The following is a 16,646-nucleotide window of genomic DNA, read 5'->3' on the forward strand; positions in this document are numbered from 1 at the left end:
CGCTTCCATCCGCTTTTTTATTTCTGGAAATCATTTCCAATTCGGAATTGATTTTCGTATAGAAAGCTTCAGGGGCGGAGTCAACGCGCCTCGCCGCAGGCCGGGAGGCGATGATGCTGGGAGAGCTGCCGTGAGCTTGTCGGGAGAGGGCGCCGTCGCGATCTGGCATGACATAGCGCCGGAGGGCCGCGACGCATTCTATGCCTGGCACGGCCAGGAGCACATGCCGGAACGCCTCGGCATACCGGGCTTCCAGCGCGGCCGGCGCTATGTCGCGATCGAGGCCGATCTCGAGTTCTTCAACCTCTACGAGGCCCTGAGCGTCGAGGTGCTGAAAGGCCAGGACTATACGGCGCGGGTCAACACGCCGACGCCCTGGACCCTTGCCACGGTGAAGCATTTCCGCGCGGTGGCGCGCTCGATCTGCCGCGTCGCCCATAGCGCGGGCCCGGCCCAGGGCGGCCTGATCGCAACCTTGCGCTACGACGTGGCCGACGCCGATGCGGCAGCCCACAAGGCGAGCCTGCAACGCTGGACCATTCCCGACCTGCTGGCGCTGCCCGGGATCGCGGCCGTGCATCTGTTGACGGCCGATGCCGAGGCGAGCGGCGTCGCCACCGCGGAACAGGAGGCGCGCGGCGTCGCCAACGCCGTGCCGCGCTGGGTACTGCTGGTCGAAGGCTGGGGTGACGAGGCGCCGTTCGTCGCGACGGCGAAAGCCGAGCTCGCCGCCGGCAAGCTCGACGCGATCGGGGGCCAGGGTCCATATTCGCTCGGGCTCTATCGCCACCAGATCACACGGACCAAGACGGCCTGGAGCGCAGGCTGATGGGCGCGACCTATGACCTGTCCGGCCGCTTCGCGATCGTCACCGGCGGTGCCGGCGGGCTGGGCCGCGGCATCGCCCGAGCCCTTCTCGATGCCGGGGCTCGGGTCGAACTCTGGGACGCCGATGCTGCCGCCCTCGCCGAGGCCTCCGCCCTACTGGGAGAAGGCGTCGGAATCCGCACTGTCGACGTCACCGATGCGGTGGCCGTCGACCACGCCGCGGATGCGGCGTTCTCGGCTGGCGGCGGGGTCGATATCCTCGTCAACAATGCCGGCGTGCTCGGCGAGGTGAAGCCGGTCTGGGAGACCTCACCGGAGAACTTCCAGCGCGTTCTGCAGGTCAATCTCTTCGGCGCCTATCTGGTGACGCGCGCCATCGTCGGGCGCATGCGGCAGCAGGCCCCGCGCCCCTCGCGCGTCACCCCGCATCCGCTGCGCGGCCATGTCGTCAACATCGCTTCGATCCAGGGCAAGGAGGGCATGGCCAAGGCTTCGGCCTACAGCGCCTCCAAGGCCGGGCTGATGGCGCTGACCAAGAGTGTCGCCAAGGAGACGGCGCAGGACGGCATCGTCGTGACCGCGATCACCCCGGCGGCTGCGGAAACGGCGATGGCGAGGGAGATCTCGGCCGAGCGCCGCGCCGACATCCTTGGCCGCATCCCGATGGGGCGCTTCGTCGAGATCGAGGAGGTGGCGCGGATCGTGCTCTGGCTCTCCTCGGACGAGTGCTCGTTTTCGACCGGCGGCATCTTCGACCTGTCGGGCGGCCGGGCGACCTATTGAACAGGGCGCGGGACCGCCGCGGCGTCCGGGCCGGGCCGGCATTCCGATCCGCCATTCACGACAGGACAAACCGCCGCCCCCCAACCCTTCGGTTCGAGGCGGCGGGATGCGGAGCGCGGTGGCCAGATCGGGACGTGGCGGCGTGCCCTCCCCTCAAAGGGCGGGCCTGCCGCGGGCGTCACGCCAGCCCTTCGATGGCGAAGATGCGGGCCGGAGACCCGTCCGCATTCGGCAGCTTCAGCGGCGCCGCGCAGAGGAAGGTCCGCGGGTTCTTCAGGGCGCTCGTATTCACGACATATTCGATCAGGGTGATCCCCGCCCGCAGGCAGACATCATGGGTGACATGCTCCTCGAAAGGCACATGCTTGTTGTCGAGCAGGAGCCGGATCGGGAAGTCCTGCGGGAAGTCGAAAGCCAGCGCGGTCGGGTTGCGGGATTTGAGCCAGAGCGCGGCGTCGCGAGTCAGATAGGGCGCATCGAGCCAGAATTCACGCGTCCTGTAGTCGCGCTTCGTGTCCCATCCGCTGGCCAGCAGCAGGATTTCTCCATCGGGGCCGCCCGGGTCGGCTGCGGCGAGCCGTTCGGCATCGATCGCCTGAGTGGGGGCGACGTCGCGCAGGTCCAGCACGCGGCACGGGCCAACGACACGGTCGAGTGCGGTCGTCTCGATCGTCGGGCTGTGGGCGATGACATGGGCCTGAGCGTCGACATGGGAGAAGCCGTGGCAGGTCATGTTGATCCGGGAGACCCGGAACTGGTCCCCCGCCGCGATGTCGCCCTTGATCGCCAGTTCGACCGGCCAGCGGAAATGCTGTTCGATCGGCATGGAGAGGTCGATGATCTCCATCAGACGGCCGCCTTCTTGATGGCTTCGAGCGTCTCGCCGCCGAATTTCGTGACGAACTCCTTCTCGACTTCGGCGGTGACGATCTTCGAGAAGGACTCGCGGTCGGGGCTTTCCACGGCCTGCATGCCGGCCTTCTTCAGTTCGGCCAGACTCGAACCTTCCGTATCCTCGTTCATCTGACGCTGGACCACGGCGAGTTCGAGGGCGGTCTCGGTCAGTATCTTCTGGATGTCGGGGGCCATCGCATCGAACTTGGCCTTGTTCATCACCACCGGCCCGGTGGTGAAGGCGTGGCGGGTCAGCGAAAGGTGCTTCTGGACCTCGCTGAACTTGGCGTTGAGGATCAGCGTCACCGGATTTTCCTGACCGTCCACCGCGCCGGTCTCCAACGCCGAGAACAGCTCGGTGAAGGCCATCGGCGTCGGCACGGCGCCAAGCAACTGGAAGGCGCGGATATGCGCCGGGTTGGGCGTGGTGCGGATCTTCAGACCCTTGATGTCGGCAGCGGTCGCAACCGGACGGCGGCTGTTGGTCAGGTTACGCCAGCCGATCTCCCAGGTCGCGAGCGCCGTCAGGTTCGAGGCTTCGAGTTCCCGGCGCAGCCCGTTGCCGATAGGGCCGTCCATCACCGCCGCGGCATGTTTGCGGCTCTGGAAGAGGAAGGGCAGGTCGAGCACGTTCAGCTTCGGAGCCAGCCCGGTGAAGAACGGGTTGCCGGTCAGGCAGATGTCGAGGGAGCCGCCGCGCACCGCGCTGATCGTCTGCGAATCCGAGCCGAGCGCCCCGTTCGGGAAAACCTGGATCTCGACCTTGCCGCCGCTCTTGGCCTTGACCTTCTCCGCAAGCTGGAGCGCGGCCTTGTGCCAGCTATCGGACTCGGGATGGGGGTGGGCGAAGCGCAGCTTCGCAGCCTGGCCGAAGGCCGGGCGGCCGATGGCAAAGAGGCCGAGACCGGCGCCGGCAGTGGCGAGAGCGGTGCGTCTGGTGATCGTCATGGGACTTCCTCCTGATGTTGTTTTTTGAGTGGGCTCGTTCAGCGCCCGTAGAACCATTTTGCCGGCACAGTGACGATCTCGGGGACGAGCGTCAGCAGGGCCAGCACTGCGACCTGGGCGAGCAGGAACGGCATGACGCCGCGGATGACCTTGTCCATCGGCACGCGGCCGACCGCGCAGACCACGTTCAACACGGTGCCGACCGGCGGCGTCAGCAGGCCGATGGCGTTGTTCATGATGAAGAGGACGCCGAAATAGACCGGGTCGATGCCGGCCTGCTTGACGATGGGCATCAGCACCGGCGTCAGGATCAGGACGGTCGGGATGAAGTCGAGCGCCGTGCCGACCACGACGACGAGCAGCATCATCGCGATCATCAGCAGCGTCTTGTATTCGATCAGCGGGCCGAGCATGGCGCCGACCTCGGCCGGAATGTTGGCGATGGTGATCAGCCAGGCCGAAACCAGCGCGGCCGCCACCAGGAACATCACCGAGGCCGACATTTTCAGCGCCGCCAGGAAGGCCGGACGCAGATGCTCGATCTTCAGCTCGCGATAGACGAACATGCCGACGAAGAGCGCGTAGACCGCAGCGACCACGGCGGCTTCCGTCGGCGTGAACGCGCCGACCTTCATGCCGCCGATAATCAGGAACGGCAGCAGAAGCGCCCAGAAACCGTCGAGCCCCGCCTTGGCGATGCTCCGCGCCGTCGGGCGCGGCAGGCGCGAAACCGGCTCGTCCTTGGCCAGGACATACCAGGTGATCACCAGCGCCAGGCCCATCAGCAGGCCCGGAACGATGCCCGCGAGGAAGAGGCGCGTGATCGACACGCCCGCCGCCACGCCGAAGACGACGAAGCCGATCGAGGGCGGGATCACCGGGGCGATGATGCCACCGGCTGCGATCAGGCCGCAGCTTCGGTCGAGGCGGTAACCTGCCTGCCGCATCATCGGAATGAGCAGGGCCGCCAGCGCCGCCGTATCGGCCACCGCCGAGCCGGAAATGCTCGCCATCACGATCGCCGCGAGCACTGCGACGTAACCGAGGCCGCCGCGCACATGGCCGACGAGCGCCATCGCGAAGGCGATGATCCGCTTCGAGAGCCCGCCGGCATTCATCAGTTCGCCGGCCAGCATGAAAAAGGGCACGGCCATCAGCGGAAAGCTGTCGGCGCCGCCGATCAGGTTCTGCGCCAGGATCTGCGCGTCGAAGGTGCCGAGATGGATCATCAGGGCGACGCCGCAGACCAGCAGCGACGTCGCGATGGGCATGCCCAGCGCCATCGCGCCCAGCAGCGACAGGAGGAAGACGAGGACGGTCATGAGCGCGGGCGCTCCTGCTGATGCGCCTCGAAGGCGGCCATCTCCTCCGACTCGGCTCCGCTGATCAATTGGTCGGGCGGGAGCGTTCCGCTCAGCAGCCTGCCCAGCGTCACGATGTTGATCAGGCCGATGCCGAGGCCGCAGGCCAGGCCGGCGATGTAGAAGATCGCGGTCGGGACCCCCAGCACCGGCGAAAGGTTGTTCATGTTGATGCTGCTCTGCAGCCAGCAGCCCCGGACCAGCAGGACCATGCAGAACAGCGAGAGCCCCTCGGCGATCAGCCGCGCGACCCAGCGCCCGCGCAACCCCAGCATCTGCACGATGGTGGTCATGCCGAGATGCCCGCCTTCCAACGCGACCAGGAAGGCGCCACCGAAGGTCAGCCAGACGAAGATCATCCGCGAGGCCTCGTCCGACATGGTGATGCCGGAGTTGAACAGGTAGCGCAGCACGACATTGCCGAAGACCATGGCGATCATCACGACAAAGGCCATGATGAGCAGATTTTCGAGCAGGCGAAGCAGCGTCTTTGACAAATTCATCTCGGAAAACCCGTCGGGCGACCAATCTCGGGCTCAGGAGCAGATGCCGAGACCGGCCTCGAAAGCTCCGAACCTATGCGGGGGTCGGCGGCATCGCCCCTGGCTGTCGCGAGGGCTGCCTGCTGCCGTCACGGCTGTCGGCGAGGCGCGAGCGGCGGATCGGTCGAGATGGATTGGCGAGCGCACATGGACGCACCTCCGGATGTTCCTGGCCCTGATGACCGCCAATTCAAGCCGGCAATCGTATTGTATGCTGCATACTGCGCGCCGGCTTTTGGGCTGTCAAATGAAATGGCCGGACCGCGCGAAGCCGAAACCTCCGATGCCGCCTGAGCAGGAGAGCATTTTGCCGGGCTGCCTTTCCTCCTGCTGCACAGGGCTCAAGGCCGACGCTGCGGGCAGGCGCGCTATGCGGCAGTTTGGGGCGTCTCTTTCGCCAGTTCCGCAGCGGCGATGGCACCGAGCGCGGGCAGGAAGCCGTCATCCTCGGCGATGGCCTCACCCTGCGAAAAAATCGTGAGCAGGAATTCCTGGCCGCCGGGCAGGATGGCGCGCAGGGTGTCGTGCCGGCGAAACGCGGCACGCTCGTCGCCCAGCCAACGCGTCCGGCCGGCCTTGGACCAGATCTGAGTTCCCGCCGGCAGGGCATCGCCGAGATAGCCTAGGCTCAGGACTCATTGTTTCAAATCCAGAAGATGACGGCAGCTGCGATGCAGATGGCTGAGAAGAAAGTGTGGGCACATCGGTCGTAGCGTGTGGCGATGCCTCGCCAGTCCCTGAGCTTGGCGAAGAGGTTCTCGACCTTGTGGCGTTGACGGTAGAGCACCTTGTCGTAGTCGAAAGGGATTTTCCGGCTTCGGCTCGACGGGATGCAGGGCGTGATGCCCTTGGCGAGGAGGGCCTGGCGGAACGCGGCGTTGTCGTAGCCGCGATCGGCAATGAACGTCCTGGCCGGTGGCAGGGCGTTGAGGACGAGGCTTGCGCCCTTGTGATCGCTCATCTGCCCTTCCGAGAGCAGCATGATGATCGGACGCTCCTTGCCGTCGCAGACGGTGTGGAGCTTGGAGTTCAGCCCGCCTTTGGTGCGCCCGATACGACGGGGAAGAGCCCCTTTTTGAGCAGGCTTGCCGCCGTGCGATGGGCCTTGAGATGCGTCGCGTCGATCATGATCCGCTCGGGCTTGGGCCCTTCGCCGGCAAGCCCGGCGAAGATCCGTTCGAAGACGCCGAGCCGGCTCCAGCGGATGAAGCGGTTGTAGAGCGTCTAGTGGGACAATAGCCCTTCGGCGCGTCCTTCCACTGCAGGCCGTTGCGGATCACATCGACAATGCCGCTCACCACCCGCCGGTCAATCGACGAGACCTGTCGAGTTCCGTTGCGCGGCGATGGACTGCGCGACGCCCTCGATCCGCGTCAGACGAAGAGCATCTGAGCAGATGCGATTTTCAAAACCGTCTCCGCGGCGCTAAAGGACCAAGTATGTTCGATCTGAAAATCATGGGCGGTCGTGTCATCGATCCCGAGACATCGCGAGACGAGGTCACCGATGTCGCCATCAAGGACGGCACGATTGTTGCCATTGGAAGCATTTCCGGACCGGCAAAGAAAACGGTGAATGCCGAAGGGCTGGTCGTCACGCCCGGCTTCATCGATCTGCATGGTCATGGCCAGTCGATACCGGCCGACCGGATGCAGGCCTATGACGGTGTCACGACCTCGCTGGAGCTCGAGATCGGCGTTCTTCCCGTCGCCCGGTGGTACGACGAACAGGCAGCCGCTGGACGTGTCCTGAACTACGGGGCATCGACCGGCTGGATCTTCGGGCGGATCGCCGCGATGACTTCGCAGCAGACAGAGTCCACGATCGAGGGCATGGGCCTGGCCATGCGCGACCCGCGTTGGACCGGTACCGCCAGCCCGCAGGAGACGGTCGAAATCGTCGATCGCGTCCGCGCTGGCCTGGAACAGGGCGCTCTGGGCATCGGCTTTCCGAACGGCTACGCCCCCGGCGCCGGCATGAAGGAACTCTCCGAGCTTTGCAGCCTGGCCGCGAGCGTGGGCACGCCGACGTTCACGCACATCGCCTTCATGTCCAATATCGACCCCATGAGTTCCATCGACGCCTATACGCGCCTTATCGGGCTTGCAGGCTCCACGGGAGCTCATATGCACATCTGCCATTTCAACAGCACGAGCCTGCTCGATGTCGAAAGGGCGGCGGGGCTCGTGCGCAATGCCCAGGCTCAGGGTCTCAAGGTCACTGTCGAGGCTTATCCGTATGGCACCGGATCGACCGTGATCGGCGCCGGCTTCTTCAGCGACCCGGCTTTTCCCGAGCGCTTCGGCACCGACTACAACGCGATCGAACTTGTCGCCTCGCGTCACAGGTTCCGCGATCGCGAAGAGCTGCTCCAGGCTCAGCAGGACAACTCGGGAGCCTTGGTGCTGATTCATTTCCTGGACGTCACCGCGAACGAACGCCACCGGGAACTGCTTGATGTCTCGATCATGTATCCGGGCGGCGCGATAGCCTCCGACGCTGTGCCGTGGACCCTGACGAACGGCTCCACATATGTCGGAGATGCTTGGCCCCTGCCTGACGATGCGGTTTCGCATCCACGTTCGTCCGGGACGTTCACAAAATTTCTGAAGGAATGGGTTCGGGAGCGACAGGTCATCAGCCTGTCCGAGGGGCTCAGGAAATGCACGCTCATTCCGGCTCAGATCCTGGAAGGCTGCGCGCCCGCGATGCGCAAGAAAGGCCGCATTCAGGTCGGTTGCGATGCCGATATCGGAGTGTTCGACTACGAGAGCCTCACTGACCGTGCGGACTTTTTCCGGATGAATGCTGCCTCTGAAGGCTTTCGACATCTGTTTGTCTTCGGAGAAGCTGTGATCGCGAACGGCGACCTGGTGAAAGATGCCCGTCCGGGTCGCCCGGTTCGTCGCCCGACGCTGTGATGGCCATACCAATCCTGCTGGTCGCAGGCTTCCTAGGCGCCGGCAAAACGACGCTGATCAACCAGTTGCTCCGGAATCCCGGCGGAAAGCGCATTGCCGCCATCGTCAACGACTTCGGGGCGATCGATATCGACGCTGCTTTGCTAGAATCGTCGACCGAGGGACTCGTCAGCCTGAAAAACGGCTGCATATGCTGCTCTCTGCAAGGTGACCTTCTGCGTTCGCTCGCATCGGTGACCAGGCGCCACCCGGTCCCTGACGCCGTCGTCATCGAGACGAGTGGCATCTCGGACCCGGCGGAGATCATCCGCAACCTGCTTGATCCCGTTATCTTCAAGGCGGCGGCTCTGGAGACGGTGGCGACACTGGTCGACGCGCATCTGCTCACCAACGAGCCGCAGCTATGGGACGATCCACTATGGCTGTCGCAGGCAAGGTCGGCCGACGTCCTGCTCGTCACCAAAGCAGAGCTGATCGGCCAGGACGCAGCCGCGCACCTGATCGCGAAACTTCAACAGCGCTTCTTGCCCAAACCGGTTTTCAGGCTGCTGGCCGATTTGCCGCTGGAGATCCTGTTCGGATACGGTCCCGGAGAGCAGAGAGCCCCTGGTCCCGCCCGGCCAACATCGCTGCCATTCTTTGCAACCACAAGCTGGACAGCGACCAAGCCGTTATCGTTGGCCAAGTTCCAGCACGCGCTGAATGTGATGTCGCAGACACTCTTGCGCGCGAAAGGCATCGTCACATTCGCAGGGGAAGATCCGCGTCCCCTGCTGTTCCAGCTTGTCGGCTCGCGCGCGACGCTGACGCCATCTCCCCTGGCGCCAGGCGACGGTCTCGAAGCCGCAATCGTCCTGATCGCCAGGGAGGAGCTGGCCGACCTGACCATGATCACCTCCCTGTTGGATGAAGCGGTATGTCTTTGAGGCTTTGATTGCCTTCACCAGAGCGGAACCCGATTTGGGATCCTTCCGCTTCAATCAGATCGGGTTCCGCTCTAACGTGAAGCGGTCGATGCTATTGGGCAGCCACCTTCGGACAACGGCCGAAAGGCATCGGCGAACGGAACAGTGGCGATCTGCTCGTAGAGATCCCAGGGCGCGCGCGTCTCACCCGGCTTCTTCACGCGAAACAGGTACATGTCGCGCTCGACCCGTCCGTCGCTCCGGATCCTGCCGTTTTTCAACGTCGCATCATCGATGGGCAGGCTGCGCATTGTGGCCGCGACGGCTTTGGGCTCGTCGGTGCCGGCGGCTTGAATGGCCTTGAGGTAGTGCATCGTGGCGCTGTAGTCGCCCGCATTCATCATATTTGGCATCAGCTTGCGGCGAGCGAAGAAGCGCGTCGCGAATGAGCGCGTGTCATCCGACTGGTCCCAGTAGAAGCCTTCGGTGAGCAGCATTCCCTGTGCGGCCTCAAGGCCCAGCGCATTCACATCGGTGATCATCAAGAGAAGACTGGCAAGGCTTTGCCCGCCGGCGCCGCCGACGATCCCGAACTCGCGGGCGGTCTTGACGGAATTGATCGTATCGTTGCCGCCGTTTGCCAGCCCGATGATCTTCGCACCAGATGATTGCGCCTGAAGCAGATAGGACGAGAAGTCCGTCGAGTTGATCGGGGCACGGACCTTGCCCATCACCCGCCCGCCCGCCGCTTCCACGAAGCGGGACGCGTCCCGCTCGAGTACGTGACCGAAGGAATAGTCCGCGGTCACGAAGAACCAGGAATCGCCGCCGTTCTTGACGCTGGCTGTGGCGAGCGTCTTCGCCAGGGCATAGGTGTCGTGCATCCAGTGAAAACCCGTCGGCGAACATGCCGGGCCGGTGAGATCCGAGGAGCCCGAGCTGGTTGCGATGTCCAGCTTTCCATGCTCGCGCGCATATGACCGCACGGCGAGTGCGACGGAAGACGCGCCAAGCCCGACGATGACGTCGACGCCGTCCTGATCGTACCACCTTCGAGCGATCGCCGATCCGACATCGGGCTTGTTCTGATGATCTGCGGCTATGACCTCAACTTTTCGACCGAGCACAACGCCGCCAAAATCCTCGACGGCCATCTGCACCGCAATCAGGCTCGATTGCCCGGTAATGTCCGCGTACGGACCTGACATATCGTTGAGAACGCCGATCTTGACGCCGTCGTTGGAGAGCTGGGCAGCGGATGGCGATGCCGCGGCCGCCAGGATGAGCCATGCGGCGGCGAGCGATGCGAACTTCGACTTTGACATGAAGTGCTCCTTTGCGATGGACTCGGGTTGGTGAAATTCCGGCGCGCGCCGGCCGGCCTGGTAGTCGGTCGCCTGTCAGGCGGACATTCTGTTGCCGGGAGCGTTTGTTGAGGTCTCGATCAGTTCGAGGGCCATTGCATCGGCCACATGCGACGGCGACCGTCCTGCAGCCTCGGCGCGATCCAGGACCGCTGCCAGACGATCAGGAATGCGGCGGACGCCATCGAGAACCTGGCCCTGGTCGTGCCCGAGATATTCCGCTGCGACGTTGATGATGCCGCCGGCATTCACGACGTAGTCGGGCGCATACAGGATGCCCCGGCTGCGCAGGCGCTCGTTATCGGCATCCCCGGCAAGTTGGTTGTTCGCCGCGCCAACCACGACCGGCGCCTGAATCTCCGGTATCGTCTCCTGATTCAGCCCCCCTCCAAGCGCGCAGGGCGCGAAGATATCGACACGGCTGGCGTGAATCGCGTTCGGATCTGACACCTCTGCAGGGACACCCGTCAGCAGACGCTTGATGGCCTGCTGGTCGACGTCAGCGACCACCAGCTTCGCACCGCTTTGGTGCAATCTGCGACACAGGTCAGCGCCCACACTCCCGAGCCCTTGCACCGCGACCCGGCTGCCAGCGAGCGCAATTCCGCGACGGACCAGAACACGCTCGATGGAAAGGAAAACACCCAGGGCGGTCCAGGGCGACGGGTCACCGCCGGCAGCGGTTCCACGCGAGGGCAATCCGAAAACAAACGGTGTGACGGACCGCACGACCTCCATGTCGCTCGGGGTCGTTCCAACGTCCTCCGCCGACAGATAATCGCCGTTGAGCTTATTGAGGACGAGCCCAAACGAGCGAAAAATCGCCTCGCGATCGAACAGACCATGCGGGCGCCGGATCACGGCCTTGCCCCCTCCCAAAGGGAGCCCTGCCATCGCATTCTTGTAACTCATGCCGCGCGCGAGACGCCGCGCATCGCCAAGCATGCTGTCTTCGTCATCATAGCGCCAGAACCGGCACCCTCCGGTCGCGGGACCGAGCGCGAGGGAGTCGATGGCAATGACGCCGGACAGATCGCAGGTCGGGTCATCGAACCGGTAGAAGCGCTGGCCGTCCTGCTCCGACGTCCTGATCCGAAGCGTCGTCACAGCGCCCCACCATCGGCCGAGGCCAGGTCCGGATCGTGCCGGTGGAGACCGAAGCCGCCATCTCGCAGGCGAGCGACGGCTCGCTCGCTCGAGCGCAGCCTTTCCTCGAGCATCGGACGCGCGGATTCACGAATAGCTGCCAGCAATTCGGCAGGGGCGTTTCGCTCGGTGATATCGAATGGTGGCTGCGGATCGTATTCCAGCATCAACTGAAGACGTTTGGCGACATCCTCTCCGCAGAGTTCGGCTGCAACGCGGAACGCGAAGTCGATGCCTGCCGTCACGCCGCCGCCCGATATGCGATTGCGATCCACGACGATGCGTTCAGCGACGGGAACTGCGCCCAATACCTCCAATTGATCGCGCGAGAGCCAATGACATGCAGATTTGTAGCCGGTTAGAAGCCCGGCCCCGGCCAGAATAAGGCTGCCAGCGCATACCGATGTCACGTAGCGAGCGGTCACGCCGGCCCGCGCCACGAAGCCCATGATCTCGGGATCGTCCATCAGCGCCATCTGCCCGGGGCCGCCGCCGACGCAGAGAACGTCGAGCTTCGGACAGTCGTCGAACGCGGTTGTCGGCATCAGAGTGAGACCGACATCGCTCGTGATCGGCTCGATGCGTTTCCAGAGCAGATGTATCCGCGCTCCCGGAAGACGCGCCAACACCTCAAAAGGACCCGTGACATCCAGCTGGGTCATGCCGGGAAAGAACAGAAGTCCGATTTCCAACGTAGCTTTACTCAAGGATGCCTCCGTCATTGCTGCGGCCTGATCTTTGAGCATGACAAGCATCGGCGGAAACGACATTCTGCCCTCGTTTCCTGCCAAGCGGATGATCGCTGCCATGGAGGACGGCTTGTTCCAGCATAACGTCGTCTTCGTCGTGTTTCCCGGTGCGATGTTGCTCGACCTGGCGGGCCCACTGGCGGCGTTCGAGCTGTCCTGCGAAACCGCTGGCGGCGAGATCGCGCCCTATCGGCTGACCGTGGCGTCCGCGGCTGGCGGACTTGTCAGGACGTCATCGGGAATTGAGCTCATGAGCCGGTCGCTCGCTGACATCCGCGACGTCGACACGCTGATCGTCGTTGGCGGCCTGGGAGTCCATGAGGCGGCAAGCCAGCCGCTGCTCGTCGATTGGCTGTCTGCTCGCGCCGAGGAAATTCGGCGGATTTGCTCGGTGTGCACGGGCGCATTCATTCTGGCCGCGGCGGGACTACTCGGTCGTCGAAAAGTCGTTACGCATTGGGGGTCCTGCAAACTTCTACAGGACCGCTACCCTGACGTTATTGTATCGCCGGACGCAATCTATGAGCGCGACGGCCCAATCTGGACGTCGGCAGGCGTGACTGCCGGGATCGACCTCGCACTCGCCCTGATCGAGGAAGATCGGGGTCATGCCGAAGCGATCCGCGTTGCGAAGAGGCTGGTCGTCTTCATGAAACGAGCCGGGGGCCAGACGCAGTTCAGCGTGCCTCTGGTTCTGCAGGAAGCGGATGACGGCGGCTTCGAGACCCTGCACAGCTGGATGCAGGACCATCTCGGCGATGACCTGCGGGTCGACGTCCTGGCTGCACGGGTCGCCATGAGTCCTCGCACCTTCGCGCGCTTATACTTTGCGCGAACCGGCCGAACGCCGGCGAAGGTTGTCGAAGAGCTGCGATTGGAATCTGCGCGCCGCGCTCTCGAAGAAACCCGGCAGAGCATCAAGGAGATCGCAACCCGCAACGGCTTTGTCGATGAGGAGAGGATGAGGAGGGCTTTCCGCCGGCGACTTAGCGTCAGCCCTCAAGATTACAGGGGCAAGTTCGGAACAGGTGAGACGAGACATCGCGTCGCCGAGAACATGACATCGGATTGATCGGCCATAGCGCGACGCTTTATCGTTGCTCCACGATTCCGGTCAGCGAGCGGCCAGCTGGCGCGATGACCGACATTGCGCACGCAGCAGCGGGCCGCCACGTTGTCGCACCGGCAACCCATGCGGCATATCTTGCGCTCATGCTAGACTGGGCCCATGGGGATCGACTGCTTGCACTGATGCAATGGGGTCGCACGGCACTGGCCGTGATGCTGGCCTATGCGATTCTGCCGCAGCCGATGCTGGCGTCACTCGCCATGGCGCAGGTGGGTGACCACTCGTCCATCGAGCGAATGCTGCTGGTGATCTGCAGCCCGTTTGGTGACGGACAAACCGATGATACGTCGCAGGCTGTGCACGTATCTCCTTGTTGCCTGGTCTCTCAGAGGGCCGTCCTCGATCATCCCGAGGTGCAGGCGCTTCTCATCGATTGGCTGCCCTCGCTGGAGTCCTGAGCACGGCGGTGCGCTACCGGGCGCTCCTCTCCGTGCAGGCGCCACCACAACGACAGGCGGCGCCACCGCCGGCTCACGCACCGCCCTCGAAGGTTTGACGTCCTTTCGCCAAGACGATCCAAGCCTTCGAGGAACATCAACATGTCCATCAAGCCGACGGCCGGCGCCACGTGCGCGGTCGCCTTGTCATGCGTCGTGCCCTTTGCATTCGTGGCCCACGCGCAGCAGCCTCCCGCCATTGAGCTCGACACGATCACGGTTCGACGCCAGCACGCCCGCCACCGTGCGGGAGCCGGTGGTCAAGATGATGACCGATATGTTGGCGGCTTCGTCGCCGAGGCGATCACAGTTGGGAAGTCCGTGCTCGCACGTTGAGGGCACGGTTGGCTGATGCGCAGCGCGTGCTCGCCGTGCATCCCCTCCATTTGGCCTGCTGCCGGCTTCCAGGACCTTGCGATTGGGTGCCCCGACGACGTCGCTAGCCGCCAGCGGTGTCCGCCCTGTCCGCTGAAGCGATGAAACGGGCGGAGCGGACGGGGAGGCGAGGCGGGCCTCAAGCGCATTTTTGAAACGTGCTCATCCGCGTCCCGTCCGTTCCCTCGCGCTCGAATTCGATCGCGACGCCATTGGTGCGCAGCACGAGTGCCAAGCGACGCAGGCTTGCCGTTTGACACGCATCGTCGCGGAAGCGATGCGTGCCTATGCGGAGGAGACCAGCAGGCTGAACTGGGAGCGGCGTTCCGATAGCGATGCCTGGAAAACAGGGCTCTCAAAAGTCGAGAAGCAGATCGCGCCGATCGTCGAGTCGATCGCAGACGGCATGTACCATCCGTCGATAAGGGGGATAATGACCGGTCTGGAAGCCGGCGAGGAGGAGTAGCCGCCCTGCTCGCGGATGCGCCGGCGGACACGCCAGACATTGCGTAGAGTGCAGCCGCGATCTATGCGATCAAGGCGCGGCCCTGGCGGCAGCCTTCAAACAGCCCTGTGAGCAGCACGAGGCGGCGGAAGCCCTGCGGATGCAAATGGAGAAGAGCGTGCTGAGGCCGGGCTCGCGGCGAGGCGAGGTCTTCGCAAGACTGCGCGGCGAGTTGGGCACGATCCTAGACTGGGCGGCACGGCAGGCTATTGGAAAGGCGCCACGCGCAAAAAGCCCTCGCAGCGGAGCTGCGAGGGCTTTTTGAATGGTTGGTTGCGGGGGCGTGAAACCACCGACAATTGTTTTGTCGACTAATGGGATGTCGCCGTTCTCGAGCGCTCATCTGGTCGCCCTCGGAAAGGTTGTGTGCAGGGCGGTGACAAAACCATCCAATGAAGCGCCGTCGTTTGTGCTGGCGCGGGCGGCGTAAAAGCCATCCATTTGGATAGGCTGATCCCTTTTGGGGTTGGCGGGGATGTTCGCGGTGGAGGTCTACGCGGCGGTTCGGCAGTTCGTGTTCAATCAGGGGAAGAGCCGCCGGGAGGCGGCGCGTGTTTTTGGTCTGAGCCGCGAGACGATTGCGAAGATGTGCCGGTTCTCGCTGCCGCCGGGGTACACGCGAACGAAGCCTGCCGGGAAGCCGAAGTTGGGTCCGTTGCTGCCGGTGATCGACGCAATCCTGGAGGCTGACCGGAGCGCGCCGGTGAAGCAGCGCCATACGGCCAAGCGGATCTTCGAGCGCCTGCGCGACGAGCATGGTTTCGCTGGCGGCTACACGGTGGTGAAGGATTACGTGCGGATCGGCCGGGCGCGTGGGCGCGAGACCTTCGTGCCGCTGGCGCATCCGCCGGGACACGCCCAGGTGGATTTCGGCGAGGCGATCGCGGTGATTGGCGGGGTTCGGCAGAAGATCCATTTCTTCTGCATGGACCTGCCGCAGTCGGACGCCTGCTTCGTGAAGGCCTATCCCCGCGAGACGACGGAAGCGTTCCTGGACGGCCATGTCTCGGCCTTCGGCTTCTTCGAAGGGGTGCCGCTGTCGATCCTGTACGACAACACGCGCATCGCGGTGGCGAAGATCTGCGGCGACGGCAAGCGCGAGCGAACCCGCGCCTTCACCGAGCTGGTCAGCCATTATCTGTTCCGGGATCGCTTCGGCCGTCCAGGCAAGGGCAACGACAAGGGCAAGGTCGAGGGCCTGGTGAAGTACGCCCGCTCCAACTTCATGACGCCGATCCCGGTGGTGGCAAGCTTTGAGGCGCTGAACGCCAGGCTGGCTGAGCGTTGCCGTCTCCGGCAGGGGGAACGAGCCGGGCGGCATGCCGGGACGATCGGAGAACGGCTTGTCGCCGATCTGGCGGCGTTGCGCGACCTGCCGGCCGTGCCGCTGGAGCCGTGCGAGAAGCGCAGCGCGCGGGTCTCCTCGACCGCATTGGTGCGCTACCGCTCAAACGATTACTCCGTGCCCACAGCTTACGGCTTTCAGGATGTCGTGGTGAAGGGCTTCGTCGATGCGGTCGTGATCCTGTGCGGTGGCGCCGAGATTGCCCGTCACCCGCGCTGCTATGGCGAAGGCGTGTTCGTCTCCAACCCACTGCATTATCTCGCCCTGATCGAGACCAAGCCCAATGCGCTCGACCAGGCGGCGGCGCTCCAGGGCTGGGATCTGCCCGAGGCCTTCCAGCACCTGCGCCATCTGCTGGAGGCGCGCATGGGCAACCGTGGCAAGCGCGAGTTCATCCAGGTGCTGCGGCTGATG

The 16,646-nt window shown here is 64.3% G+C and carries 17 protein-coding genes and 1 pseudogene (1 of these 18 only partly in view); 10 read left to right on the forward strand and 8 right to left on the reverse strand.

The features are described 5' to 3' along the window. Positions 1-130: 130 nt before the first annotated feature. Together C8D03_RS03705 and C8D03_RS03710 are read left to right on the forward strand one after the other, a co-directional pair. Complete coding sequence (locus C8D03_RS03705; RefSeq protein WP_108045063.1) at positions 131-829, forward strand: hypothetical protein; 699 nt, start codon at positions 131-133, stop codon at positions 827-829. Continuing rightward, a complete protein-coding gene (locus C8D03_RS03710) occupies positions 829-1,611 on the forward strand; it encodes an SDR family NAD(P)-dependent oxidoreductase (RefSeq protein WP_108045064.1) in 783 nt (260 codons plus the stop codon). Before C8D03_RS03705 ends, C8D03_RS03710 begins: the two co-directional genes overlap by 1 nt. A 178-nt stretch (positions 1,612-1,789) precedes the next feature. Here C8D03_RS03710 and C8D03_RS03715 read toward each other — a convergent pair whose 3' ends face one another. From C8D03_RS03715 to C8D03_RS03730, 4 genes are read right to left on the reverse strand one after another with little or no spacing between them, the layout of a single operon-like run. Continuing rightward, entirely contained in the window at positions 1,790-2,458 is a 669-nt protein-coding gene (locus C8D03_RS03715; RefSeq protein WP_108045065.1) for a cyclase family protein, read from the reverse strand. Beyond that, complete coding sequence (locus C8D03_RS03720; RefSeq protein WP_108045066.1) at positions 2,458-3,453, reverse strand: TRAP transporter substrate-binding protein; 996 nt, start codon at positions 3,451-3,453, stop codon at positions 2,458-2,460. The genes C8D03_RS03715 and C8D03_RS03720 overlap by 1 nt, the downstream gene beginning before the upstream one ends. Before the next feature lie 38 nt (positions 3,454-3,491). After that, on the reverse strand, positions 3,492-4,775 hold the full coding sequence (locus tag C8D03_RS03725) for a TRAP transporter large permease subunit (RefSeq protein WP_108045067.1): 1,284 nt from the start codon (positions 4,773-4,775) through the stop codon (positions 3,492-3,494). Next, complete coding sequence (locus C8D03_RS03730; protein ID WP_108045068.1) at positions 4,772-5,317, reverse strand: TRAP transporter small permease; 546 nt, start codon at positions 5,315-5,317, stop codon at positions 4,772-4,774. The genes C8D03_RS03725 and C8D03_RS03730 overlap by 4 nt, the downstream gene beginning before the upstream one ends. A 419-nt stretch (positions 5,318-5,736) precedes the next feature. Between C8D03_RS03730 and C8D03_RS03735 the strand changes: the two genes are divergently transcribed. Further along, positions 5,737-5,982, forward strand: a complete 246-nt coding sequence (locus C8D03_RS03735) for a hypothetical protein (RefSeq protein ID WP_108045069.1) — start codon at positions 5,737-5,739, stop codon at positions 5,980-5,982. Between the two features lie 17 nt (positions 5,983-5,999). Here the strand turns inward: C8D03_RS03735 and C8D03_RS03740 are convergent. After that, positions 6,000-6,666 (reverse strand): annotated as a pseudogene (locus C8D03_RS03740) (IS5 family transposase); the annotation flags it as partial. 78 nt (positions 6,667-6,744) lie between these two features. On the opposite strand from C8D03_RS03740, the gene C8D03_RS03745 reads away from it, so the two are divergent. Together C8D03_RS03745 and C8D03_RS03750 are read left to right on the forward strand one after the other, a co-directional pair. Next, positions 6,745-8,277 (forward strand): amidohydrolase family protein, encoded by a 1,533-nt coding sequence (locus C8D03_RS03745; RefSeq protein WP_282568611.1) that lies wholly within the window; start codon positions 6,745-6,747, stop codon positions 8,275-8,277. Next, positions 8,277-9,203: a CobW family GTP-binding protein gene (locus tag C8D03_RS03750; RefSeq protein WP_108045071.1), complete on the forward strand. Its 927-nt coding sequence runs from the start codon at positions 8,277-8,279 to the stop codon at positions 9,201-9,203. Before C8D03_RS03745 ends, C8D03_RS03750 begins: the two co-directional genes overlap by 1 nt. Positions 9,204-9,274: 71 nt before the next feature. On the opposite strand, the gene C8D03_RS03755 is transcribed toward C8D03_RS03750, so the two are convergent. The 3 genes from C8D03_RS03755 to C8D03_RS03765 all read right to left on the reverse strand — a co-directional run bounded on the left by C8D03_RS03755 (position 9,275) and on the right by C8D03_RS03765 (position 12,462). Continuing rightward, complete coding sequence (locus C8D03_RS03755; RefSeq protein WP_108045072.1) at positions 9,275-10,507, reverse strand: ABC transporter substrate-binding protein; 1,233 nt, start codon at positions 10,505-10,507, stop codon at positions 9,275-9,277. Positions 10,508-10,582: 75 nt separating this feature from the next. Continuing rightward, a complete protein-coding gene (locus C8D03_RS03760; protein WP_210203884.1) occupies positions 10,583-11,653 on the reverse strand; it encodes a Leu/Phe/Val dehydrogenase in 1,071 nt (356 codons plus the stop codon). After that, entirely contained in the window at positions 11,650-12,462 is an 813-nt protein-coding gene (locus C8D03_RS03765; RefSeq protein WP_248308336.1) for a DJ-1/PfpI family protein, read from the reverse strand. Before C8D03_RS03765 ends, C8D03_RS03760 begins: the two co-directional genes overlap by 4 nt. Here C8D03_RS03765 and C8D03_RS03770 point away from each other — a divergent pair. The 5 genes from C8D03_RS03770 to istA form a co-directional block, all read left to right on the forward strand. Beyond that, positions 12,437-13,513, forward strand: a complete 1,077-nt coding sequence (locus tag C8D03_RS03770; protein WP_248308337.1) for a GlxA family transcriptional regulator — start codon at positions 12,437-12,439, stop codon at positions 13,511-13,513. The two genes, C8D03_RS03765 and C8D03_RS03770, sit on opposite strands and share 26 nt — an antisense overlap. Further along, on the forward strand, positions 13,510-13,968 hold the full coding sequence (locus C8D03_RS03775; RefSeq protein ID WP_146170070.1) for a hypothetical protein: 459 nt from the start codon (positions 13,510-13,512) through the stop codon (positions 13,966-13,968). The genes C8D03_RS03770 and C8D03_RS03775 overlap by 4 nt, the downstream gene beginning before the upstream one ends. A 141-nt stretch (positions 13,969-14,109) precedes the next feature. Next, positions 14,110-14,343: a hypothetical protein gene (locus C8D03_RS03780; protein WP_108045074.1), complete on the forward strand. Its 234-nt coding sequence runs from the start codon at positions 14,110-14,112 to the stop codon at positions 14,341-14,343. A gap of 292 nt (positions 14,344-14,635) precedes the next feature. Beyond that, the gene (locus C8D03_RS03785) at positions 14,636-14,848 is read left to right on the forward strand and encodes a hypothetical protein (protein ID WP_146170072.1); all 213 of its coding nucleotides are present in this window, start codon (positions 14,636-14,638) and stop codon (positions 14,846-14,848) included. Between the two features lie 514 nt (positions 14,849-15,362). Next, positions 15,363-16,646, forward strand: the 5' portion of a protein-coding gene (istA, locus tag C8D03_RS03790; RefSeq protein ID WP_108045076.1) for an IS21 family transposase. The gene runs 216 nt beyond the window's last position; the window shows 1,284 of its 1,500 coding nt (coding positions 1-1,284); it begins with the start codon at positions 15,363-15,365; its stop codon lies off the right edge, out of view.

Origin of the sequence: Bosea sp. 124 (assembly GCF_003046175.1) — a bacterium.
In the GTDB taxonomy this organism is placed as follows: domain Bacteria; phylum Pseudomonadota; class Alphaproteobacteria; order Rhizobiales; family Beijerinckiaceae; genus Allobosea.

Excerpts from the sequence above, each read along its gene's own strand:
- C8D03_RS03750 (WP_108045071.1), top strand. The coding sequence starts at position 8,277 with ATGGCCATACCAATCCTGCTGGTCGCAGGCTTCCTAGGCGCCGGCAAA.
- C8D03_RS03720 (WP_108045066.1), bottom strand. The coding sequence starts at position 3,453 with ATGACGATCACCAGACGCACCGCTCTCGCCACTGCCGGCGCCGGTCTC.
- C8D03_RS03725 (WP_108045067.1), bottom strand. The coding sequence starts at position 4,775 with ATGACCGTCCTCGTCTTCCTCCTGTCGCTGCTGGGCGCGATGGCGCTG.
- C8D03_RS03710 (WP_108045064.1), top strand. The coding sequence starts at position 829 with ATGGGCGCGACCTATGACCTGTCCGGCCGCTTCGCGATCGTCACCGGC.
- C8D03_RS03755 (WP_108045072.1), bottom strand. The coding sequence starts at position 10,507 with ATGTCAAAGTCGAAGTTCGCATCGCTCGCCGCCGCATGGCTCATCCTG.
- C8D03_RS03770 (WP_248308337.1), top strand. The coding sequence starts at position 12,437 with ATGACAAGCATCGGCGGAAACGACATTCTGCCCTCGTTTCCTGCCAAG.
- C8D03_RS03715 (WP_108045065.1), bottom strand. The coding sequence starts at position 2,458 with ATGGAGATCATCGACCTCTCCATGCCGATCGAACAGCATTTCCGCTGG.
- C8D03_RS03780 (WP_108045074.1), top strand. The coding sequence starts at position 14,110 with ATGTCCATCAAGCCGACGGCCGGCGCCACGTGCGCGGTCGCCTTGTCA.
- C8D03_RS03730 (WP_108045068.1), bottom strand. The coding sequence starts at position 5,317 with ATGAATTTGTCAAAGACGCTGCTTCGCCTGCTCGAAAATCTGCTCATC.
- C8D03_RS03765 (WP_248308336.1), bottom strand. The coding sequence starts at position 12,462 with ATGTCGTTTCCGCCGATGCTTGTCATGCTCAAAGATCAGGCCGCAGCA.